This window comes from Daejeonella oryzae DSM 19973, from assembly GCF_000422945.1.
In the GTDB taxonomy this organism is placed as follows: Bacteria; Bacteroidota; Bacteroidia; order Sphingobacteriales; family Sphingobacteriaceae; genus Daejeonella; species Daejeonella oryzae.
This window is the reverse complement of sequence record NZ_KE383964.1, coordinates 411650-430915: the sequence shown is the minus strand read 5'-3', so window position 1 is coordinate 430915 and position 19266 is coordinate 411650. Positions and strand designations below refer to the sequence as shown.

Below are 19266 nucleotides of genomic sequence, written 5' to 3'. Positions count from 1 at the left end.
AAAACTATCAACTCAAATTTCTACTACGCAATTCTCGGTATTGATCAGCAAAGCTGTGTCCCGCAAAATATCAACTAATATTTCCAGATTAATGGGCTTAGAAATATAATTGTTCATCCCGCTCTGAATGCACGCTTCACGATCTTCGGGTAAGGCGTTAGCGGTCATAGCTATGATCTGTGGCTGATGATCCGATGTTTTTCTAATCATTGCGGTAGCCTCTAACCCATCCATCTCAGGCATTTGCATATCCATTAGAATAACATCAAAAGGAGTTTTTTTCAGCATTTCCACAGCTTCCAGCCCATTATTTGCAACAACAGTTTTGTAGCCGAGTTTGTACAAAATTCTGGTTGCCAGTTTTTGATTTATCAGATTATCTTCTGCGATCAGAATATTTAATGGATATAATTGTGCAAAATCTTCATTGAGAATGCTGCTGTTGGCCTTTATTTCGACAGGTTTTTTATTTTCGGATTGTAACTCTGATTGAAGCACAGCAAACAACTGACTTTCTTTAACCGGCTTGGTAAGTACAGCATTAAAAAGATCGGGATGTTTTGTTTTAGACTCGTCACCCACCGCACTTAAAAGAATAACAGGAATATGCGGTACTTTTATTTTCAACCTGCCTGCTAAACCCAAGCCGTCCATTTCGGGCATTTGCATGTCGGTTACGATAAGATCAAACTTTACATCCCGCTTTAAAATACCCAAGGCCATTTTAGCTGATGATGCAGTAATTACCTGCAAATGAATACTCTGAAGCTGCGATTTTAGAATAGAAAGGCTATTTACATTATCATCCACAAGCAACACACGCTTTCCTTTTGTGCATGTTAAGTCAAGCTGATCATCTGGAAGAACAGAATTTTCTGCCAGCTTACTTTTGATTGTAAAGCTAAAAGTAGTTCCCACACCTTCCTTACTGCTCACTTCTACCTTACCACCCATTAAATCTATAAGTTTTTCGCTGATAACTAATCCCAGGCCTGTTCCGCCATATTTTCGGGTGGTAGAAGAGTCAACCTGAGAAAAAGCTTTAAAAAGACGTGAAAGTTTATTTTCAGGAATACCGATACCTGTATCTTTAAGAACAAATAAAATACTGAGATCGCCTGTTGAATTATCCTGAAGTTTTACCTGCAAACACACCTCACCTTTATGCGTAAACTTTAATGCGTTGCCAATAAAATTAATGAGAATTTGTCTCAGCCTGAAACTATCTCCTTGAATTATAACAGGCAACTGACGATCCAGATCGTAAATTAAATCGATTTGCTGCTTTGCTGCTTTATCTGAAAATACGTCCATCACATTTTCAATACAGTGACGTAGATTAAAATCCTTGTATTCAATTTCCATGCTCCCGGACTCGATTTTAGAGAAATCAAGAATATGGTCGATTACTCCGATCAGAGCTTCACCGCTGGTATTGATAATTTTTACATATTCATCCTGTTCTTCGCTTAAATCAGTCCCTGCAAGAAGTGAAGCCATACCAATCACACCGTTCATCGGTGTTCTTATTTCATGACTCATGGTAGCCAGAAATACACTTTTTGCCAGGGTAGCCTTTTCTGCATCCTGCCGAGCTTTATATTCCTGTTCTTTTTGAGAAATTAATTCCTCATTAAGCACCTGCAAATGCGTGGATTGAGAATGAAGCTCCTCTGACTGTGTTTGCAATTCTTCTGACTGGCAAAGTAATTCTTCGTTTAAAGATTGCAAATATTCAGACTGCTCCCATATTTTTTCAGTTCTTTCTTTAACCTTTTTCTCAAGTTCGTCATTATGCTTTTGAATGGCTCTTATCCTATATAAATTGTAATAATAAGCTCCTCCAAAAATTAATAATACTGTCAAAACTTTGAAATACCAGGTTCCCCAAAAAGGCGGATTAATTACCAGCTTTACAGAGCTACCTTCTTCATTCCATATGCCGTCGTTATTAGAAGCTTTAACCATAAAAGTATATTCTCCCGGATCGACATTGGTGTACGCAACAGTTTTTTTGGTGCCGGCATAAATCCAGTCTTTGTCAAATCCTTCGAGCTTGTATGCATATTGGTTGTTGTCTGATTTGTAAAAATTTAAAGCCGCAAATTCAAAAGCTATGGATGATTGAAAATAAGGAAGAACAATTTCTCTGGTTTCTGTAATGGCCTGTGATAAAGGGGAATTTTTATCTCCTACCGTAATATCTTTGTTAAATATTTGAAAATTGGTGATGAAAACCGGAGGCAGGAACTGATTATCTTTAATTTTATCAGTGAAAAAAGCGTTTAAACCATTACTTCCTCCAAAAAACATTTCCCCTGAAGAACTTTTGAAAAACGAGCGGCGCTTAAATTCATTTCCCTGCAATCCATCGCTTTTATTATAATTTCTGAAGATTTTAGATTTGATATTGAATTTAGAAATCCCCTTATTGGTGCTGAGCCAAAGATTTCCTTTTCCATCATCCAAAATTCCCTGCACCACATCATTTGGCAAACCGTCTTTAACCCGGAAAGCCGAAAAAGTCCTGGAAACTTTGTCGAAAAGATTTAATCCTTTATTTGTGGCAATCCAGATATTACCTTGCTGATCTTCAACAAAAGCATTAATCTGACCTCCGCTTAAACTGTTATGATTTTGACGATTAGGAGAATAGTTTGTTATTGCCCCGGTTTTTTGATTGAGCACGCTCAGACCATTTGCTTCGGTACCAATCCAGATATTTTGTGATCTGTCTTCGTAAATTGAGAAAATTATATTTGATTTGATGGAATATTTTGAACGCTTTCCATTTTCAGCTAAACTATAAGTTTTACTACTTTTATTAAGGGGGTCATAGTAAATTAACCCACCGCCCCAGGTTCCTATCCATAATTTACCCTTGCTATCAGCATACAAAGTCATTGGAGACGATAGCTTTCCCGGCCCGAATTCTGGCCAGTCGATATTTAATTTGTTAAATGAATTTGAATTTGCCGGTTTCAGCATTACACCGTTGTCCAAAGTTCCAATGTAAATAGTTCCGTTCTTATCCTCCGCTAAAGAAAGAATTACATTATCTTTTATCGAATGAGAATCCTGATCATTTCTTTTAAAATGTTTGAAAGTATTGTTTTTACGGTCGAATCGATTTAAACCTCCCCCATCCGTACCGATCCACAAATAACCTTGTTTATCTTCCAGAACTGACAGAATTTCATTGTGACTTAAACTATTTACTCTGGTGGGCAGCGTTTTTATCAAGTCGAAATTTTCTTTAAAATCAAAATGAATATTTACTCCGCCGGAATAGGTACCTACCCAAATATTATCAGAATGATCGCGATAGAGCGAATGTATAGAATTGCTGTTTAGTGAGGTTGGATTCGAATCATCTTTCTGAAGATTTGTAAAATTCAAATTCTGATCGAGAATGTCTAAGCCGCCGTTCCTGGTTCCGATCCAAATATTGCCTTTACTGTCTTCTATCAATTCCGTAACATCATTCAGAATCAGGCTATTTGGATTTTTATCCTGATGAAGAAACCGGGTAAATGAATTGTCTCCCCGGTTAAGACGATTAAGCCCGCCGCCCTGATCCAACCCAACCCACAGATTGCCCCGGCTGTCTTCTAAAATTGCATTTATTTTTAGGCTGGCCGAACTCTTTTCAGCACCAAAAGCATAATGGTTAAAATTTTTCTTTCGCGGATCAAAGCGATTTAAGCCATTACTTGTACCGATATAAACAGCTCCGCTTTTCTCCTGATAAATGGCATTAACCCGGTTATCACTTAAACTATTAACAACACCCTGTTGATTTTTAAAATTTGTGAAAGTATTTTTTTCGGGATTTAAAACGCTGATGCCGGCATCATTGGTGCCAATCCAGATATTTCCGTTTTGATCCTCAAAAATTGTTTTAATGTTATTGCTGCTTAACCCATTTACTTTTTTTGAATCAAACTCGTAATGCCTGAATTCATTCTTTTTACGATCAAATTTATTTAATCCTCCGCCCTGAGTTGCGACCCATAAATTTTGGTGCTTATCTTCCAGGAGTGCTGTTATATAATTTGCACTTAGACTGGAAGGCTTATCTGGATTATTTCTGTAAATTTTAAATTTTGAACCATCGTATTTATTCAGTCCATCCTGTGTACCCAACCAGATAAAACCCTGAAAATCCTGCAGCACGCAGGTTACATTACTTTGTGAAAGGCCCTCATCTGTACTGAGGTAAGAGAATGTATATTTACTTTTCTGCTGGGAAAAAACATTATTTATCCCAGCTAAAAGCGTAAACAGTAAAACTGCTTTTTTAAGAAATCCCATTTAATCCCCTGATATTTTTTAGTAATTCTTAATCTTATACGCTATTATGAATACGAAGTTCAAGTAAAGAATTGTCAGTAATACTATGAAAAAACTAGAATAGTTATTAATTTAAAATTAACTAATTCTTAATTATCGGAGAAGATATTGATAGTGAGGAAAGTATTCTGTATAATTCACTGAAATATCGAAAATCTGTTGAAAGAAATTCCAATAAAATCAGTAATTACTTAATCCATCCACCTTTCATTAACTCCTAAATCTTCAGTCCGATACTTAATTTTAAAAATTAGTTTATTCTGGTTTTTCTTCAGAATCGCATACGGATTAGGAACGGCTTAAGTTATTTAAATCCAAATATTAATGGGAAAATAAAAGTGACGATTATGGTCCACAGGAAATAGATGGGCAGATAGGATGCAATGGATTTTCCGACTTCGCTAATACCGGCTTTTTTTGAAAGTACTCTATAAAGTTGTGCTGCTACCAGGAAGAGATTTACCAGAATTAAAACATTGCTACCCAAAACAGCAGCCCTGTTTGGGGTAATTCCCCATTCTGCAATTCGGAACAAAATGGCTGACAAGGCAATGCCGTTCACCAAAATGGTTACGATTGAAAGTAGAAAAAGAATCCAGACTTCCGGTTTACTTTTAACTGATTTGGATGTTTCGGCAACAGAAAAGAATATAATGGCCATTACCCCAATCAACAAAGCATTAAAAATCAATAAAAACTCCCGGTCATTGTACGGATCTTTTCCTGAATAAACCATTGCCACCAGATAAATTACCAGCATTACTAATACAAGAGGACTGAAAATTTTTGCAATTACGGGCGAAACTTTACCTACCAGCTGAGGATTACTTTGAGTAAGATATGTGCCTATTATTGGGGCAGCAGGCAGGCCGAAAACAACAATATTTTTAAAATAAAATTCTTCAATATTAAACCCGATTAATGAGAAAAGACCAATAGTAATCCCGGTAAGAATTGCTCCAGCTATAACAATAAGTGTGGTTATGACTAAAAGATCACCATTATATTTTAAATAGCCGAGACGCCTGTCATCACTATTTTTGATCGAACCCACAAAAGCAAATCCAAGTATCGACCATAGAAATAAGAGTAAATGAATGCATGATAAAATTAAGGTATCGCTTTTTTTAACATCTGGAAGGGAATTGATGAAAATTAAAGCAAGAACCATTAAACCTGCAATAAGTCCAATTTTCATTTTCGATAAATTATTCTTCCAGGCAAAAAAGGCAGCTAGCACCGGAAAAATAATAAAACCTATATTTCTGGGATAAAAATAATCTTCATTTATATTTAAATACACAGGAAGTTTTGCAATAGTGCCGGCGAAAAGCACAGCAACAATCACAAATATTAAATCTCTGCCAGAACCCCAGCTGATTTCATCATTTTCGTAATTCAGTCTCTCGTTCCAGAAACTGGCGACTAGATTGCCTTTAAGTTCCGGATATAGTATTCCAAACTCTCTCTTAAAAGAGGCTTTGCTGCTGCGGTAAAGTTTTTCAAGTTGACCTGGGTCGTTCAGATTATTTAAGATTTCGTCTTTCATGATTTTTATATTTTAATTGGTTTTTAAGTTCTTAATATCATTTAATTAGTTCCGCTTAATCCCACAGAGTACCGTTTAGCCCCAACACAATACCGAGCCACAGCACAATGAGGTACACAATCAGGCTCAGTATATTAGCCACTGTTTTTCTCAGGGCACCTTCATTACGCAGGTGATCCATGTTATAAAAAAATAAACCACCTAAAGCACCTGATAAGGAAACTATAATAAGAGGTTTAACAACCCATAGCTCTGACCAATCCTCATCAATATCCCGTACCGAGATCAGGAAAACTGAGATTAGAAGTAAAGCGACCCCTGCTCCCTGCAGCATTCGTTTACCCACTGAAGCCGGATGAACAGGCTTTGTCTTAAAATTCTTTGTAGGTATCATGACATTTAATTTATTTATTTTTTTAATAACTCAATTAGCAATAAAAAGTACTTTGAAATGCAAAGTTAAAAGGTAAAAAAATATCAGCTTTCTTTCCTGTTATTTAAAATAAGTTGTTCCAGTGCATCCAAATGACTTTTGAAAGCTTCCCGACCCCTATCAGTTGCATGGTAAGTTGTATTTGGTTTTCGGCCTACAAACTGTTTTTCTACCTGTAAATAATTTGCTTCTTCCAGGGCACGCAGGTGGCTTGCCAGATTTCCATCTGTTAATTTCAAGACATCTTTTAAAGAACTAAAGTCTATTTTATCATCCACCATTAACACCGACATAATGCCCAAACGTGCCCTGCTCTCAAAGGCTTTATTTATATTTTCAAAATAATCTTTCACAGCGATTTTAGCGTTCGTATTTAAAGTAAACCAGCGCACCATACACTACATGCAACAGGCCAAATCCTACTGTCCAGGCTATTAATCCGTAACTAACAAAAAAGCTTGCAAGTAATCCCAGAATAATTTCTAAAATACCCAGATATCTGATATCGCCGAGCGTATACTTACTTGCATTTAATAAAGCGCAGCCATAAAAAATAAGCATGACAGGAGCCACAAGAAATAACAGATTGTGGTAAATAAGAACTGCAGAAAAAATCCCCCCCGCTGCAAGCGGAATAAACAGATTGACAAGCATTCTTTCGGTCTTGCTGTCCCAAATACGATGATTGTTTCTTTTGGCATTTCGTGCGGTAAAATACGTTGCCGAAGAAAGTGCAAGAATAAAAACGAGAACCAGCACCGAAATGAGAAACAAAATAGTTTCGCGTGTAAAGTTCTGACCAAGCGTTTGGGAATAATCAATTTCATGTGTAACCAGATACCATTTGATAATAGCAGCACCGATAAACGCAGAAAATCCGGCTGCAATACCAGAAAGGCCACTCAATGAAATAAAGCGTGAAGAACGATCCATGATATTCCGGATCTCATGCAATGTTGCTAACTGGTCTTGCTCCTGACTCATTTTAAAAGTACTTTGTATAACAAAGCTAAAAATAATTTATTGACTTCCAAGCAATTTTATAATTATTTAAGTACTGCATCTGTTGTTCGGAAAACATACTGCCACCCACAACGCTTTTAGCTTTTGCGTGGAAATTTTACAATTTTAAATTTGCCTACAGACCCATGAATGTTCTAAAAGTCAGGTTAATTCTTGGCCTGATTATTTTTTTGCTGGGTGGCAAACGATGCAGCCAGTTACTTTGGGTAGAATCTTTCATTAACAGTAAACTCCCATGCTCCAGCATAAGAGAGATTACTTCTTTACTCAGCTTATTTTTAAATGCAAATTTGCGTGAAGCACCGAAGCTAAACGAAGCGATGCTTGTATTTTTCCCCAATGATTTCTCATCATCGCTGTGCCAGGCCATTCCCTCCTCTCCGCTGTGATACAAATTAAGCAGGCAGGAATTATAGGTACTGCCGGTTTTCTCTTCAGCAATTTGTTTGAGCTCAATCAATTCTTTAGTCCAGGGTAAAGCAATTTTTGTGGTATTAGAATATGTATAAGCATAATGGCTGTCACCATACAAGGCGGCTTTCCGTTTAGTAATTATATGTTTCCCGAAAATAATTGCTTCATCATTCTTCCATTGAATGGTGTTAAGCAATGCAGTATAATATACGTCGGCTAACTGAGGATTTAAAATTCTTCCGTAGTAATAAACGGTGCCTCCTTCCGGCAACAAATTTGAAGGTTCAGTACCTTCATTCTCAAAAAAATCCATTTGTAATATATTAACCTGAAAATTTAACCCTTTTGCCGTTCAATCACAAAGAGAATGAGCTCATCTAAAAGAATTCCGGCTTTTTGGCAAGCATCGCTTATATCTTCGCGGGAAACACTTGCGGCAAAGGTTTTATCTTTCAGCCTTTTTTTCACACCTTTCAGCTCCATATTATCGTATCCATCAGGCCGCATCAGAGAATATGCATGAATAAATCCGCTCAGTTCATCAAAAGCATACAACATCTTATCCATTTTTGTAACAGGTTCAACGCCAAAATAAGCCGGACCATGTGATGCAATTGCATGAATAATCTCCGGATCAACCTGCCTTGATTCCAGCTCTTCAATAATCTTTTTACAGTGCAGTTCGGGCCATTGATCCCAGTCTGCATCATGTAATAGTCCTGATAATTCCCAGCGCCACTGATCGGCATCATTTAATCCCTCCTTTTCTTTGGCCCATAATCTCATCAGAGATCCCACCTGTTTCATGTGAAGCTGCAAACGTGAATTAATAACCCATTCGTTTAATAATTCATTTGCCTCTTCGGGCGATAAAACATTTCCGGAATTTGCAGGATCGCCAAAGGAAGTACGGTTAAGCTGAAGATTCATGTTTAAAGTTTAAAGATTGATAAGTTTTAATTATAAAGGATAAATTTCATATCCATTAATCTAATTATTGTTTCAAATTCTATGATAAGTAATTATCCTTATCTATCTGAAATTACAGCTGAGCCCGCTCCACAAACTGCTAATCTTTGCATCTTTTCCGCTTCCGTCAAAAATTCCGTATAATCCTGAAGTGGTAGAGAATTCATAACCGAGGGTAGTCTTAGATACATCAATAACATATGCACTTTCCGTTTCACTTCTTGAAGAACCAATGCCAATGCCAGCCATGGTTGTTAATTTTGATGAGCTTCCGGGTGACACCCCCATGTACCAGCCAGAAAATTCCCAATCGCTACTGCCTCTTTTTTTCTGCGAAACCAGGGTTAGGCCATTGCTCCATGAAGCCATTTGCAGTGGGCCTGCACCGCATTCCTGGTTGATACCTAAATTTGCAGGTTTCATACCAAGAACTTTACTAATAGTTTCGATCATTTGTTTCGATGGAATCCCGAATGATAACTCTTTTGAAGATCCGGACTGCTGATCTACGAGCTGTAAAGCACCCGATGTTAAAACCAGCAATTGCCTGTTTTTTGAACTCACTAAGATAGAATCTGGTCTATCGCTGATGGAATTTCTCCCGGAATTGAGATGGTTGTCCACCGGTTTATTTACCTGAACTGAGTCTTTATCCTGACCGGGCTCAGTAATATTTTTACAGCCCCCTATAACCAAAGCAAGAAAGATATAAATCGGATAAAGTTTGTTGTACATGTCAATCAAATTAACAGGCAAGCTAAAAAGATATTTTCGCACCTGCTAAAAAATCCTCGATATCTTTAACTAATTCAAATTTATAAAGCTGGTAAAGATCCCGGAAGCTTAAATTCATCATATCAATTATTTTTAATACAATTAAGAAACTTTTCTTAAAGGAAATCGTTTCCATCAATTAAATCAATTTATCATACATTGCTCCTAATAATTTATCAGGAGAATAATACAGTTCATGAACCACCTTACAGAAACCAGGCAATTACTGGAAAACTCAACGCTCTATTATATTATATGTTCAAATATGGAGGGCAAGTATTCATACATTAACAACAAATACAAAAGGGCTTTCGGTAATATTCATGGCGAAATTATTGGACAACCCTATTACACAACCATACACCCTGATGATACCGAAATTTGTCACCGGGTTTCAGCCCAGTGCTTTGAATTTCCGGAAAAGGTTTTTCCCGCCACCATCCGCAAACATGATGGTAAAGGCGGGTTTGTGTTTACGCAATGGGAATACAAAGCGATGATTAATGAGCAGGGAGAGCCGGAAGGAATATTTTGTTTGGGTTATGACATCACAGAATTCAGAAATAACTCTATGGTATTATCCGAATCTTTGAAAACGCTGGATGAGAAAGAAGTTATTTTAAGAGATATCGCATTCAATCAATCTCACATAATCAGAAAACCGGTTGCCAATATTTTAGGCTTAGGACTTATTTTACAACACATGGAAATGGACCCCAATCTAAGGAATGTTATTTCACTCATGCTGCAAAGTGCCGAAGAGCTGGATGTCGCAATAAAAACCATCGTAGATAAAGCAAATGCCTGAGTTAGATTGAAGCTTATTACATGAAGTATTCTATTTCAAAAAAAATTACAGGAAGCGGAATTAACAAATTCTGTTTTATATAATCAGATTCTGAAATCTTATTAAATGTATTAAACCCGCTGGCATCCTTTATAATTCTACCAATAAATCGAATACAGGGCAACGATCAATCCAAGTACAATCAAAGCTCCCACCGTAAATCCGGGTGCTGTTTTGAACATGCTTTTATCAATTTCAAGTCCTTTGGGATTTGCTCCGTTACGCGTTTCGTATACACTGATGAAATACATTACAATCACGCAAATAAGAAAAACGAAACCCATACGATCTATGAATGGGATTTCATAAATCCCTTCTGCATTTGCAACAGCAAAACCCATTGGTTCCAGAAATGATAAATCTGTATAATTAGGGAGAACCTTAAATACGACCGATAAAATAAAACCTCCTATCGTGGCGAACAGCGCCGCATTGGAGGTAGTTTTCTTCCAGAAAAATCCCAGAATAAACATGGCGAAGACTCCCGGAGATACAAATCCGGTATATTCCTGAATGTACTGAAAACCTCCTTTTTTATCAATTCCAAGATAAGGCGCAATCAGGATTGCCATCAACAGGGAGACAATAATGGTGATCCGGCCAATATTTACCTGACGGTTTTCACTGGCCTCTTTATTAATAATCTTTTTGTAAATGTCAAGCGTGAAAATAGTGGCAATACTATTGGCTTTACCGGCTAAAGATGCGACAATTGCGGCGGTTAAAGCTGCGAAAGAGAGTCCTTTTAAACCTGCGGGAAGAAGGTTGAGCAATACAGGATAAGCTCTGTCCGGATTTACTTCAGCACCCTGAAGCATCTCATTCTGGAAATTTCCTTCCTGATATAGTACATACGCAGCAATACCCGGGATTACCACAATTAAGGGCATTAGCAATTTTAAACAGGCTGCAAATAACAGTCCTTTTCTTGCAGTTTGCAGATCAGCGCCCAGGGCTCTTTGAGTAATATATTGATTACAGCCCCAGTAGTTAAGATTTACAATGAGCATACCTCCTATCAGCACGCTTAATCCGGGCAGATCAGAATAATTGACATTTTCCTTTTTAAAGATCATATGAAAATGATCATTGGCCTTTTCTGTTAATAAATTGAACCCGTTTAAAACTCCTGATGAACCAAAATGTGAAGCTACCAGATCCAAAGCGAGGTAAGTAGTGGCCAAACCTCCCAATATCAGAAAAAACACCTGAATCACGTCGGTATATCCGATTACTTTCATCCCGCCAAGGGTAATAACAATTGCAAAAATTGCCAGCAAATACATACAGGCAGTTAAATTAATACCCGAAATGCTGTTGATGGCCAATGCGCCCAGATATAAAATGGAGGTTAGGTTAACAACTACATATAATAACAGCCAGAAAACTGCCATGATCATGGATACTGTTGAATTATACCGCTGATTCAGAAACTGAGGCATGGTATAAATTTTGTTTTTGAGGTAAACCGGAATAAAAAACACGGCAACTACCAGCAGGGAAAATGCTGCCATCCACTCATAAGTGGCAATGGCCAAACCCATTTTAAAACCTGAGCCGCTCATGCCGATAAATTGTTCGGCTGAAATATTTGATGCTATAAGAGAAGCGCCGATAGCCCACCAGGTAAGACTGTCTTTAGCAAGGAAAAAGTCCTTTGAACTTTCTTTTTTAGATTGCTTTTGCTTATAAACCCACCATCCGTATGAAGCTACAATAATGAAGTAGATCAGGAAAACAACATAATCGGCGGTGCTAAGTCTGTTCATATTTAAATGCTAAAGAATATCGTAATTAATTTTGCATTGAAATTAAAATTAATTCTTTTTTACAAATATTATCTAATTATATGTCAATAGATTAAGTGTGTAATGAAAGATAATACCTGAAGCTTTATTTAAAATTCTTTAAGCAGGTCAAAAATCATGGAATGATTTTGGCATAAGTAGTTTTGAACAAGAATTTATAAACTAAAACAAAAAAATCATGGGCAACTTACTTTACATAATCGCAGTAATTTTAATCATCGTATGGATTTTCGGATCATTTGTTTCTCCATTCGGCGGAAACCTGATTCATATTCTTTTAGTAATTGCTATCATCGCAATCTTGCTGAGAGTAATACGTGGAGGAAGAGTTTAATCACTAAATCCTTTTAAAAATCCGCTTTAAAATTTTTAAAGCGGATTTTTTTATCCTAAAATTTTACCGCTCCGGTAAAATTTTCTGAATAGAATATCAGGATCACAAAAATCATTGAAATCTTAAATACAGACCGTAATGATTATTCTATTTAACATTTTAAAAATCTCTTCAACAGCTTTTACTTATTGTAGAATAATAACTGATTAGAACTTTCAATTTATTCTATTTTCAAACAATCTCTATTGTGGTTGTTATAGTATGTGCCGTAGTTTAATTAGCTAAATTGAATCAACACGTTATTCATTTTCATTACTCAATTCTTTATTTGCAATATGTCAATAACTAAAACACTTAAATCCCGGGAAAAACCTATTGCACAGGCTGGGTTAACAGCTAAAGGAATTGTTTACTGCCTGTTGGGCACACTTGCTTTTATGGCTGCATTCAATATCAACGGCCGCTCAGCAGAGAATACCGATAAATCCGGAGTTTTTGATTTTGTATACCAGCAAACGGGAGGAAAAATCATGCTGGCTATTATTGCCTTAGGATTAATCAGCTATACTTTATGGCGCATTATGCAAGCTTTGGGCGATACTGAAAAGAAAGGCAGCGACGCAAAAGGCCTGTCTTCCAGAGCCAGATATTTATTTAGCGGCCTGGTTTACGGATCAGTTGCGGTAGCTGCAATAAAGGTTTTATTATCCAAACCTTCTGGTTCCGGAGATGATCAGCAGAATCTGGCCCAGGAACTTTTATCAAAACCTTTCGGACAATGGATGGTGGGAATAGGTGCGGCAATATTGCTTGCTGTTGGTGTTTACCAGATTTGGTACGGACTTTCAGAAAAATACAAAAAACATGCTCAAAAAGCTTCTTACAGCAGCAATAAGGAAATCCTGTTAATGGCCGGAAAGATTGGATATGTAGCAAGAGGAGTTGTTTGGCTGGTTATTGCATGGCTTTTCTTCAATGCTGCCATCCATTCAAATTCATCGGAAGCAGGAGATACCTCCGAAGCTTTCAGTTTTCTTGAAAATGCTGCTTATGGAACATATTTGCTGGCGGCGGTTGGACTGGGTTTAATCTGTTACGGGACTTTCAATTTTATCAGGGCCAGGTACGAAAACTTCAATTAATCATTTAATCAGAACTTAATTTTGATTTGATTTTACACGCAGTGCGAACATAAACCCCGGGATTTTTTTAATTATTTCTCCACCAATTTCAGCCATTCTCTGATTACAAACTGCAGATCTTTTTCTTTCATTTTCACATCCTCTAAGGTTCCGAATTTGGCAATTTTTCTGCTATCCTTAAATTTTCCTTCTAAAAGACCGGTTGAATCATTTACAATTCCTCCGGTTGGAAATACGAGTAAGACTGAATCTTGTTTATAAAGGTTAAAAACCACAATATCTCTTTTGTACTCTTTAGGATTAAAGGCTGTCATTTCTCCATTGTAATAAAAGCAGGCTGAGTTCCACTTTATTTGCTCCGCAATCTCTGTATCTGTTAAAAGAACAATTTCTCTTAAAGCCTGCACAATGGTTTTTAAAGGATGATTCAGCCTGCGGAAGTAATCTGCTACAAGTTGTTTTTCGGTTTGTTTTGTAATGTCGGCCATATTCAACTTAATAATTTATCCTGATTAGTTTACTCTGCTTTTTAACAATCATTAATCTGATGAAGATAATTTTAAGTTTTTAAGATTTTTTTCGAGCCATGTTTTTCCAGATTTTCCTGAACTCTGAAATTTACAATTTTAGAGATCAGCTCAAGCGGGATTTCCTTATCAAGCGGAAACTGAACGGCCCCTTTTGAATTCCGGAAGCCTGAGATTTCAGTTTTAAATTTCACTATTGCTGAAGGTGAGGGGTAAAACCCGATGTGTTTTTTATATGCCGCAAAATGAACCAGGTTTCCCATCAATACATAGGTGGGCATTTGATATTTAATAGTTTCTTCCGCTGCCGGTGCTGCTGTCTGAATTGCAACCCGGATTTTTTCCAGAAGTACCTGAGTTTCTTCCGGAAATTTGCTGATGTACTGATCTATGGCGTTCATAAAATTAAATCAATATGAATGATCGATCGCTTAATAAGTTTATCACCCTTTAATAATTTATGAAATTCCGGCTGTAGCAAATTGCTAATTAGGTTAGGAAGTACTGAGATTATCGGAAGTATTTACTTCCCGGGCTTGTAGTTATGCATTAAAATAAATTTTAAAATTACTCCCTATACCTTGTTCACTCTCTACAACAATTTTTCCTCCGGTAGAATCTATTAATTTTTTTGCAAGATATAAGCCAATTCCCTGTCCTTCTATATCGAGCTGGAGCCTGCCGTACATATTAAAAATTTCACCTAATTTTTCTTTAGGAATTCCGATTCCATTATCCTCTACTGATAAGATTACAGTATCTCCCTCTTTGAAAGTTCTAATGTGAATAGTACAAGGCTGTTCTCTTTTAAATTTAACGCTATTTGAAATCAGATTATATATAATGCTTCTTAAATTCTTTTTGGAAAATGGAAGTTGTTTAACCTGCAGGTCTCTGCTAATCTCAACATCCGATGTTTTAATTTTATTCTCCAAGCTCCATTCAACGTCATTAATTAATTCATTTAAGTCAACCATTTCTGTAATCATCATTCCACTTTCTAATTTGGCAATGGAAGAGAGATCTTTTACCAGATTTCGGAATTTTTTAACAGATGAATTGATAACCTGTAAAAATTCATTAAGCTTCGGATCGGTTACTTTTATCTTATTCATCACGGCAATACTTCCTTCTATATTGCTAAGTGGTGCCAGAAGATCATGAGAAGCCGCATATACAAAATTATCCAGATCGGCATTTATACGAAGCAAACTTTCATTTTTCTTGTCCAGCTCAAGTTGGGTTTTTTTCAATTTAGTGATGTCATTAAAAGTTATGATAGCACCTGTGACCTTATTATCTGCTTGTTGAAGATAAGGCATAGTCATTATCTGGTACCATTTCCCATCATCAGTTTCAATTTCCTTATCAATGATGCTTCCTTCTTTAAGAACCTTTTTAATATCTTCCAAAATAGTTTCAAATTTAATATTGGTAGAAATATTACTTAAAGGTCTGCCTACATCCGATGGCAGGAGATTAATCTGCTTTACCGTTCCCGGAGAAAATCTCATCAGTTCCAGATCATTGTTCACAAATAGCTGCCCGTTTACATTACTTCTGAAGTAATTATTCAGATCGTCATTTAATTCGAGTAACTCTTTGTTCTTTAGCTGGTAGTCAGCATTAATGGTATGCAGCTCCTCATTTACAGATTGCATTTCTTCATTGGTACTTTGCATCTCTTCATTTGCAGAAAGCAGTTCCTCATTAAAGGATTGCATATTCTCATTGGAAGCATCCAGCTGCAGGTAAGTAGAATTAAGTTTGTCTTTTAAATCAACCAATTCCTCCTCCAAATTTATTACATATTGATCTAAATAAATTTTTTCATCAAATACAGCCTCTTCATGTTGCGTTGCGACCAGAGACTTATCTTCACTAAGAGTAACCATCCGGAATTTTTGCATTCCTTTTTTAATGATGAGAGGATTTATCGACAAACAGACTTTAATAACCAGTTTATCATGTTTAATTTTTATCCCGCAAACGGAAGCTTTTTTGCCTGATTCTACAGCAGTTTTACTAAGCGTATTAAACGCTATAGCAAGTGGTCGTGGTAAAAGCTCAGTTAAGTTAGAATTAAAATTCTTCTGAAGAAGATATTTGGTAGTGTCGCCATAAGATTTAACAACCTGATTATTTTCATCAATACATATTACCAGGGAATCAAGCTGTTCGACCAAAACTCCATTCACTGCTTCCTCCACCGTATTTACATTTTGTGAAGAATCTTCCCTTGAGGGTGATGAAAGAGTTTGCTTTTTATCAATCAGCAGAGGCAAAGAAAATGCATCAAAACGTACCACCCGGTTAGATTCCAGATTTTTATAAATCTTCCATTTTTTATCTATTACTTCCAGGTTTTGAATAATAGGCATCGGGTTTTCGCTGGAGCCTAAAAATAAATAACCATCCTTTTTAAGTCCGAAGAGCAGCATTAAATATATTTTTTTTTGCAGAATCGGGGTCATGTAAATAAGCAGATTCCGGCAGCTTACAAAATGCATATTGCAATACGGAGGATTTTTTACCAGGTCATGCTGAGCAAAGATCACCATCTTACGGATCTCTGGTTTAACCCGGTAGCTTTCACCTTCTTTTATAAAAAATCTGTCAAGCCTTTTCTGAGAAACATCTTTGGTGATTCCTGAAGTATAAATACCTTTTCCGGCATGAACCAACGCCGGGTTATCAATATCCGTTGCAAATATTTTTACTACAACATCTTTAAATTTACCGGTTAACTGCTCGCGTAAAAGTATGGCAAGTGAATAAGCCTCTTCCCCGGTAGCGCAACCCGCTACCCATAATTTTAATTCTTCATCCTTACTTAACTTATCAAGTAAATCAGGTAATACTTTATTTTGAAGCATTTCATATGCTTCTTTATCTCTAAAAAATGAAGTTACGCTGATCAGAAAATCCTGCGCCAGGGTAGCCACTTCATCTGGTGTTTCATTCAGAAAATGGAAATAGCTGGACAGATTAGTAAAGTTATTGTAAGATGCTCTTCTTTTAATTCGTCGTAGAATAGTTGATTTTTTATAATCTGAAAAATCAAGGGGCAGGCGCTCTTTTATTAAATTAATAATATCTTCCAGATTTTTGTCATCATCCTTGGTATTTGCATCTATCTTACCTTCGTTCATTACATAATCTTCAATCGCATCGGGCATTAATTGGGGTTCCATAACAAAATCAACCATCCCTGTAGCAATGGCATTGGAAGGCATGCTGCCAAATTCTGAGGTTTCGGGATTCCGGGCCATAACCATCCCCCCCGCTTTTTTAATATCTATTATGCCTTTAGTTCCATCAGAACCTAAGCCTGAAAGAATGATCCCTATAGCCTTGCTTCCGCTGCATTCCGCAAGAGAAGTGAAAAATTTATTAATGGTTAAATGAGGGGCTGGTTCTTCATTCTTATCTGTTAAATATAGCCTCCAGTTACGGATGGTCATAAATTTATCATTGGGAATTAAATAAACCTGGTTAGATATTACGGTCATTCCATCTTTCGCTTCCTTAACTAAAAGTTTGCTATGCCTGGCGAGTAATTCGACCATCCTGCTTTTAAAATCCGGAGATAAATGCTGTACAATTACGTAAGAAACGCCATCTAAGGGTGTATGATCAAAAAAGGTGTTTATCTCTTCCATTCCACCGGCAGAGGCGCCAATAGCAATGATGTGGTGTGGTTCGGTCACTAACATAGTATTTTAAAAACTTCTTCAGTCCACTTTGAGAATTCGCAAAAAGATGTGTAAAAATGTCTTATCAAACATACCACTAAATAATAACAGTACATCAAATCCTTTTGAAGACCTCAAAAGCAAATAAATATCAATTTGCTCTGAATATGCAATATTTACTTTCCTGATTCATCTGCCAGCAAGAATATTGTGCTTACGGATTGCAATTTCTTTTCATGTAAAACCCGTAACTGACTGAAATCAATTTAAACTCTTGAGTATTATAAATATCAATGCTGGCGTCTAAGTTCAGCACTGTTCTTAACCTGACTGACAGCTCCTAGCCTTCTCCTAATTCAATCCAAACCGGCGCATGATCGCTGGTTTTTTCCCATCCCCGAACATGTCGATCAACACCGGCAGCCCGTAACCGCTCATCAAAATGCCGACTTAACAAAAAATGATCTATGCGCAAACCGGCATTTCGTCCGTATGCGTTACGGAAATAATCCCAAAAAGTATAAATAATCTCCTCCGGATAAAGCTTCCGGATTGCATCCGTCCATCCCTGTTCGGCCAATTCTTTAAAAGCAGCACGAGTTTCGGGGCGGAAGAGTGCATCATTAACCCAGCGTTCCGGTTTATACACATCTATTTCCGCAGGCATCACATTAAAATCTCCGGCCAGAACCACAGGAATATCCAGTGAAAGAAGTTCTTTGGAATGAAGCTGAAGACGTTTAAACCAGTCAAGCTTATAATCAAACTTCGGTCCGGGTGCTGGATTTCCATTAGGCAAATACAGGCAGACAAGCCTGATACCATTGACATTGGCTTCAATAAAACGACTTTGCGTATCTTCATCATCACCTGGAAGGGCTCGATGAACTTCTTCAATATCACCGTCTTTTGAAAGAATTGCTACACCGTTCCAGCTTTTTTGTCCATGCCAGATAGCTTTATATCCTGCATCAAGAATAGCCTGTTCAGGAAATTTTTCCTGCGGTGCTTTCAGTTCCTGAAGGCAAACTACGTCAGGAGCGCTTTCTTCCAGCCAGCGAAGCAATACCGGAAGCCGTCCGTTAACTCCGTTAACGTTGTATGTAGCTATTTTCATGATTAATATTTATTTAAATCTAAGGTTCATTTTTATATTTTGTTTAGCAGAATATGGATAAAAATTGATTTTCAAGACATGGAACATTTCTATCAGGTTTCTTTCCTGAAGAGGATTGTAAAGTATCGCCATTGTTATCAAATGAACCCTGAAATTCCTACGGAGCACTTTTGACCGGCCTCACAGGATTAGCGTTAAAAAAGATTTGAAAACTGCCTGCAGATTCTTAAATATTGCAGTTGAAAAAGCAATTCGGAGAAGTGTTGAAGAATCTTTGAATT

General features: G+C 36.9%; 16 protein-coding genes. 3 read left to right on the top strand and 13 right to left on the bottom strand.

Annotated features, from left to right (window positions below; genetic code table 11):
• Positions 1-12 precede the first annotated feature (12 nt).
• The 8 genes from G521_RS0115080 to G521_RS0115045 form a co-directional block, all read right to left on the bottom strand.
• Entirely contained in the window at positions 13-4314 is a 4302-nt protein-coding gene (locus G521_RS0115080; RefSeq protein WP_026899261.1) for a hybrid sensor histidine kinase/response regulator, read from the bottom strand.
• A gap of 343 nt (positions 4315-4657) precedes the next feature.
• Entirely contained in the window at positions 4658-5902 is a 1245-nt protein-coding gene (locus G521_RS0115075) for a hypothetical protein (protein ID WP_026899260.1), read from the bottom strand.
• Positions 5903-5957: 55 nt separating this feature from the next.
• Entirely contained in the window at positions 5958-6296 is a 339-nt protein-coding gene (locus G521_RS0115070; protein WP_026899259.1) for a hypothetical protein, read from the bottom strand.
• Between the two features lie 83 nt (positions 6297-6379).
• Complete coding sequence (locus tag G521_RS0115065) at positions 6380-6688, bottom strand: winged helix-turn-helix domain-containing protein (RefSeq protein ID WP_026899258.1); 309 nt, start codon at positions 6686-6688, stop codon at positions 6380-6382.
• 7 nt (positions 6689-6695) lie between these two features.
• The gene (locus G521_RS0115060; protein ID WP_026899257.1) at positions 6696-7319 is read right to left on the bottom strand and encodes a hypothetical protein; all 624 of its coding nucleotides are present in this window, start codon (positions 7317-7319) and stop codon (positions 6696-6698) included.
• 154 nt (positions 7320-7473) lie between these two features.
• A complete protein-coding gene (locus tag G521_RS0115055; protein ID WP_026899256.1) occupies positions 7474-8085 on the bottom strand; it encodes an alpha-ketoglutarate-dependent dioxygenase AlkB family protein in 612 nt (203 codons plus the stop codon).
• A 23-nt stretch (positions 8086-8108) separates the two neighbouring features.
• On the bottom strand, positions 8109-8702 hold the full coding sequence (locus tag G521_RS0115050) for a hydrolase (protein ID WP_026899255.1): 594 nt from the start codon (positions 8700-8702) through the stop codon (positions 8109-8111).
• Positions 8703-8804: 102 nt separating this feature from the next.
• The gene (locus G521_RS0115045) at positions 8805-9476 is read right to left on the bottom strand and encodes a hypothetical protein (protein ID WP_026899254.1); all 672 of its coding nucleotides are present in this window, start codon (positions 9474-9476) and stop codon (positions 8805-8807) included.
• 235 nt (positions 9477-9711) lie between these two features.
• Between G521_RS0115045 and G521_RS17920 the strand changes: the two genes are divergently transcribed.
• The gene (locus G521_RS17920) at positions 9712-10323 is read left to right on the top strand and encodes a PAS domain-containing protein (RefSeq protein WP_026899253.1); all 612 of its coding nucleotides are present in this window, start codon (positions 9712-9714) and stop codon (positions 10321-10323) included.
• 137 nt (positions 10324-10460) lie between these two features.
• Here the strand turns inward: G521_RS17920 and G521_RS0115030 are convergent, their stop codons facing one another.
• Positions 10461-12131 carry a sodium/sugar symporter gene (locus G521_RS0115030; protein WP_026899252.1) on the bottom strand — a complete coding sequence of 557 codons (1671 nt, stop codon included), beginning with the start codon at positions 12129-12131 and terminating at the stop codon, positions 10461-10463.
• Positions 12132-12348: 217 nt separating this feature from the next.
• Between G521_RS0115030 and G521_RS18200 the strand changes: the two genes are divergently transcribed.
• Both G521_RS18200 and G521_RS0115020 read left to right on the top strand, forming a co-directional pair.
• Positions 12349-12504 (top strand): lmo0937 family membrane protein, encoded by a 156-nt coding sequence (locus G521_RS18200; RefSeq protein ID WP_155975826.1) that lies wholly within the window; start codon positions 12349-12351, stop codon positions 12502-12504.
• A gap of 335 nt (positions 12505-12839) precedes the next feature.
• On the top strand, positions 12840-13646 hold the full coding sequence (locus G521_RS0115020; protein ID WP_036679467.1) for a DUF1206 domain-containing protein: 807 nt from the start codon (positions 12840-12842) through the stop codon (positions 13644-13646).
• A gap of 71 nt (positions 13647-13717) precedes the next feature.
• On the opposite strand, the gene G521_RS0115015 is transcribed toward G521_RS0115020, so the two are convergent.
• From G521_RS0115015 to xth, 4 genes are all read right to left on the bottom strand, one after another.
• Positions 13718-14134 (bottom strand): DUF1801 domain-containing protein, encoded by a 417-nt coding sequence (locus G521_RS0115015; protein WP_026899250.1) that lies wholly within the window; start codon positions 14132-14134, stop codon positions 13718-13720.
• Between the two features lie 71 nt (positions 14135-14205).
• Positions 14206-14574, bottom strand: coding sequence for an iron chaperone (locus G521_RS0115010; protein WP_026899249.1), 369 nt, complete (start codon positions 14572-14574; stop codon positions 14206-14208).
• Positions 14575-14715: 141 nt separating this feature from the next.
• Positions 14716-17889: a chemotaxis protein CheB gene (locus tag G521_RS0115005; protein WP_026899248.1), complete on the bottom strand. Its 3174-nt coding sequence runs from the start codon at positions 17887-17889 to the stop codon at positions 14716-14718.
• A 319-nt stretch (positions 17890-18208) separates the two neighbouring features.
• A complete protein-coding gene (xth, locus tag G521_RS0115000; RefSeq protein WP_026899247.1) occupies positions 18209-18985 on the bottom strand; it encodes an exodeoxyribonuclease III in 777 nt (258 codons plus the stop codon).
• Positions 18986-19266: the final 281 nt, after the last annotated feature.

Excerpts from the sequence above, each read along its gene's own strand:
- G521_RS0115070 (WP_026899259.1), bottom strand. The coding sequence starts at position 6,296 with ATGATACCTACAAAGAATTTTAAGACAAAGCCTGTTCATCCGGCTTCA.
- G521_RS0115030 (WP_026899252.1), bottom strand. The coding sequence starts at position 12,131 with ATGAACAGACTTAGCACCGCCGATTATGTTGTTTTCCTGATCTACTTC.
- G521_RS0115045 (WP_026899254.1), bottom strand. The coding sequence starts at position 9,476 with ATGTACAACAAACTTTATCCGATTTATATCTTTCTTGCTTTGGTTATA.
- xth (WP_026899247.1), bottom strand. The coding sequence starts at position 18,985 with ATGAAAATAGCTACATACAACGTTAACGGAGTTAACGGACGGCTTCCG.
- G521_RS17920 (WP_026899253.1), top strand. The coding sequence starts at position 9,712 with ATGAACCACCTTACAGAAACCAGGCAATTACTGGAAAACTCAACGCTC.
- G521_RS0115005 (WP_026899248.1), bottom strand. The coding sequence starts at position 17,889 with ATGTTAGTGACCGAACCACACCACATCATTGCTATTGGCGCCTCTGCC.
- G521_RS0115075 (WP_026899260.1), bottom strand. The coding sequence starts at position 5,902 with ATGAAAGACGAAATCTTAAATAATCTGAACGACCCAGGTCAACTTGAA.
- G521_RS18200 (WP_155975826.1), top strand. The coding sequence starts at position 12,349 with ATGGGCAACTTACTTTACATAATCGCAGTAATTTTAATCATCGTATGG.
- G521_RS0115060 (WP_026899257.1), bottom strand. The coding sequence starts at position 7,319 with ATGAGTCAGGAGCAAGACCAGTTAGCAACATTGCATGAGATCCGGAAT.
- G521_RS0115050 (WP_026899255.1), bottom strand. The coding sequence starts at position 8,702 with ATGAATCTTCAGCTTAACCGTACTTCCTTTGGCGATCCTGCAAATTCC.
- G521_RS0115055 (WP_026899256.1), bottom strand. The coding sequence starts at position 8,085 with ATGGATTTTTTTGAGAATGAAGGTACTGAACCTTCAAATTTGTTGCCG.
- G521_RS0115010 (WP_026899249.1), bottom strand. The coding sequence starts at position 14,574 with ATGAACGCCATAGATCAGTACATCAGCAAATTTCCGGAAGAAACTCAG.
- G521_RS0115020 (WP_036679467.1), top strand. The coding sequence starts at position 12,840 with ATGTCAATAACTAAAACACTTAAATCCCGGGAAAAACCTATTGCACAG.
- G521_RS0115080 (WP_026899261.1), bottom strand. The coding sequence starts at position 4,314 with ATGGGATTTCTTAAAAAAGCAGTTTTACTGTTTACGCTTTTAGCTGGG.
- G521_RS0115015 (WP_026899250.1), bottom strand. The coding sequence starts at position 14,134 with ATGGCCGACATTACAAAACAAACCGAAAAACAACTTGTAGCAGATTAC.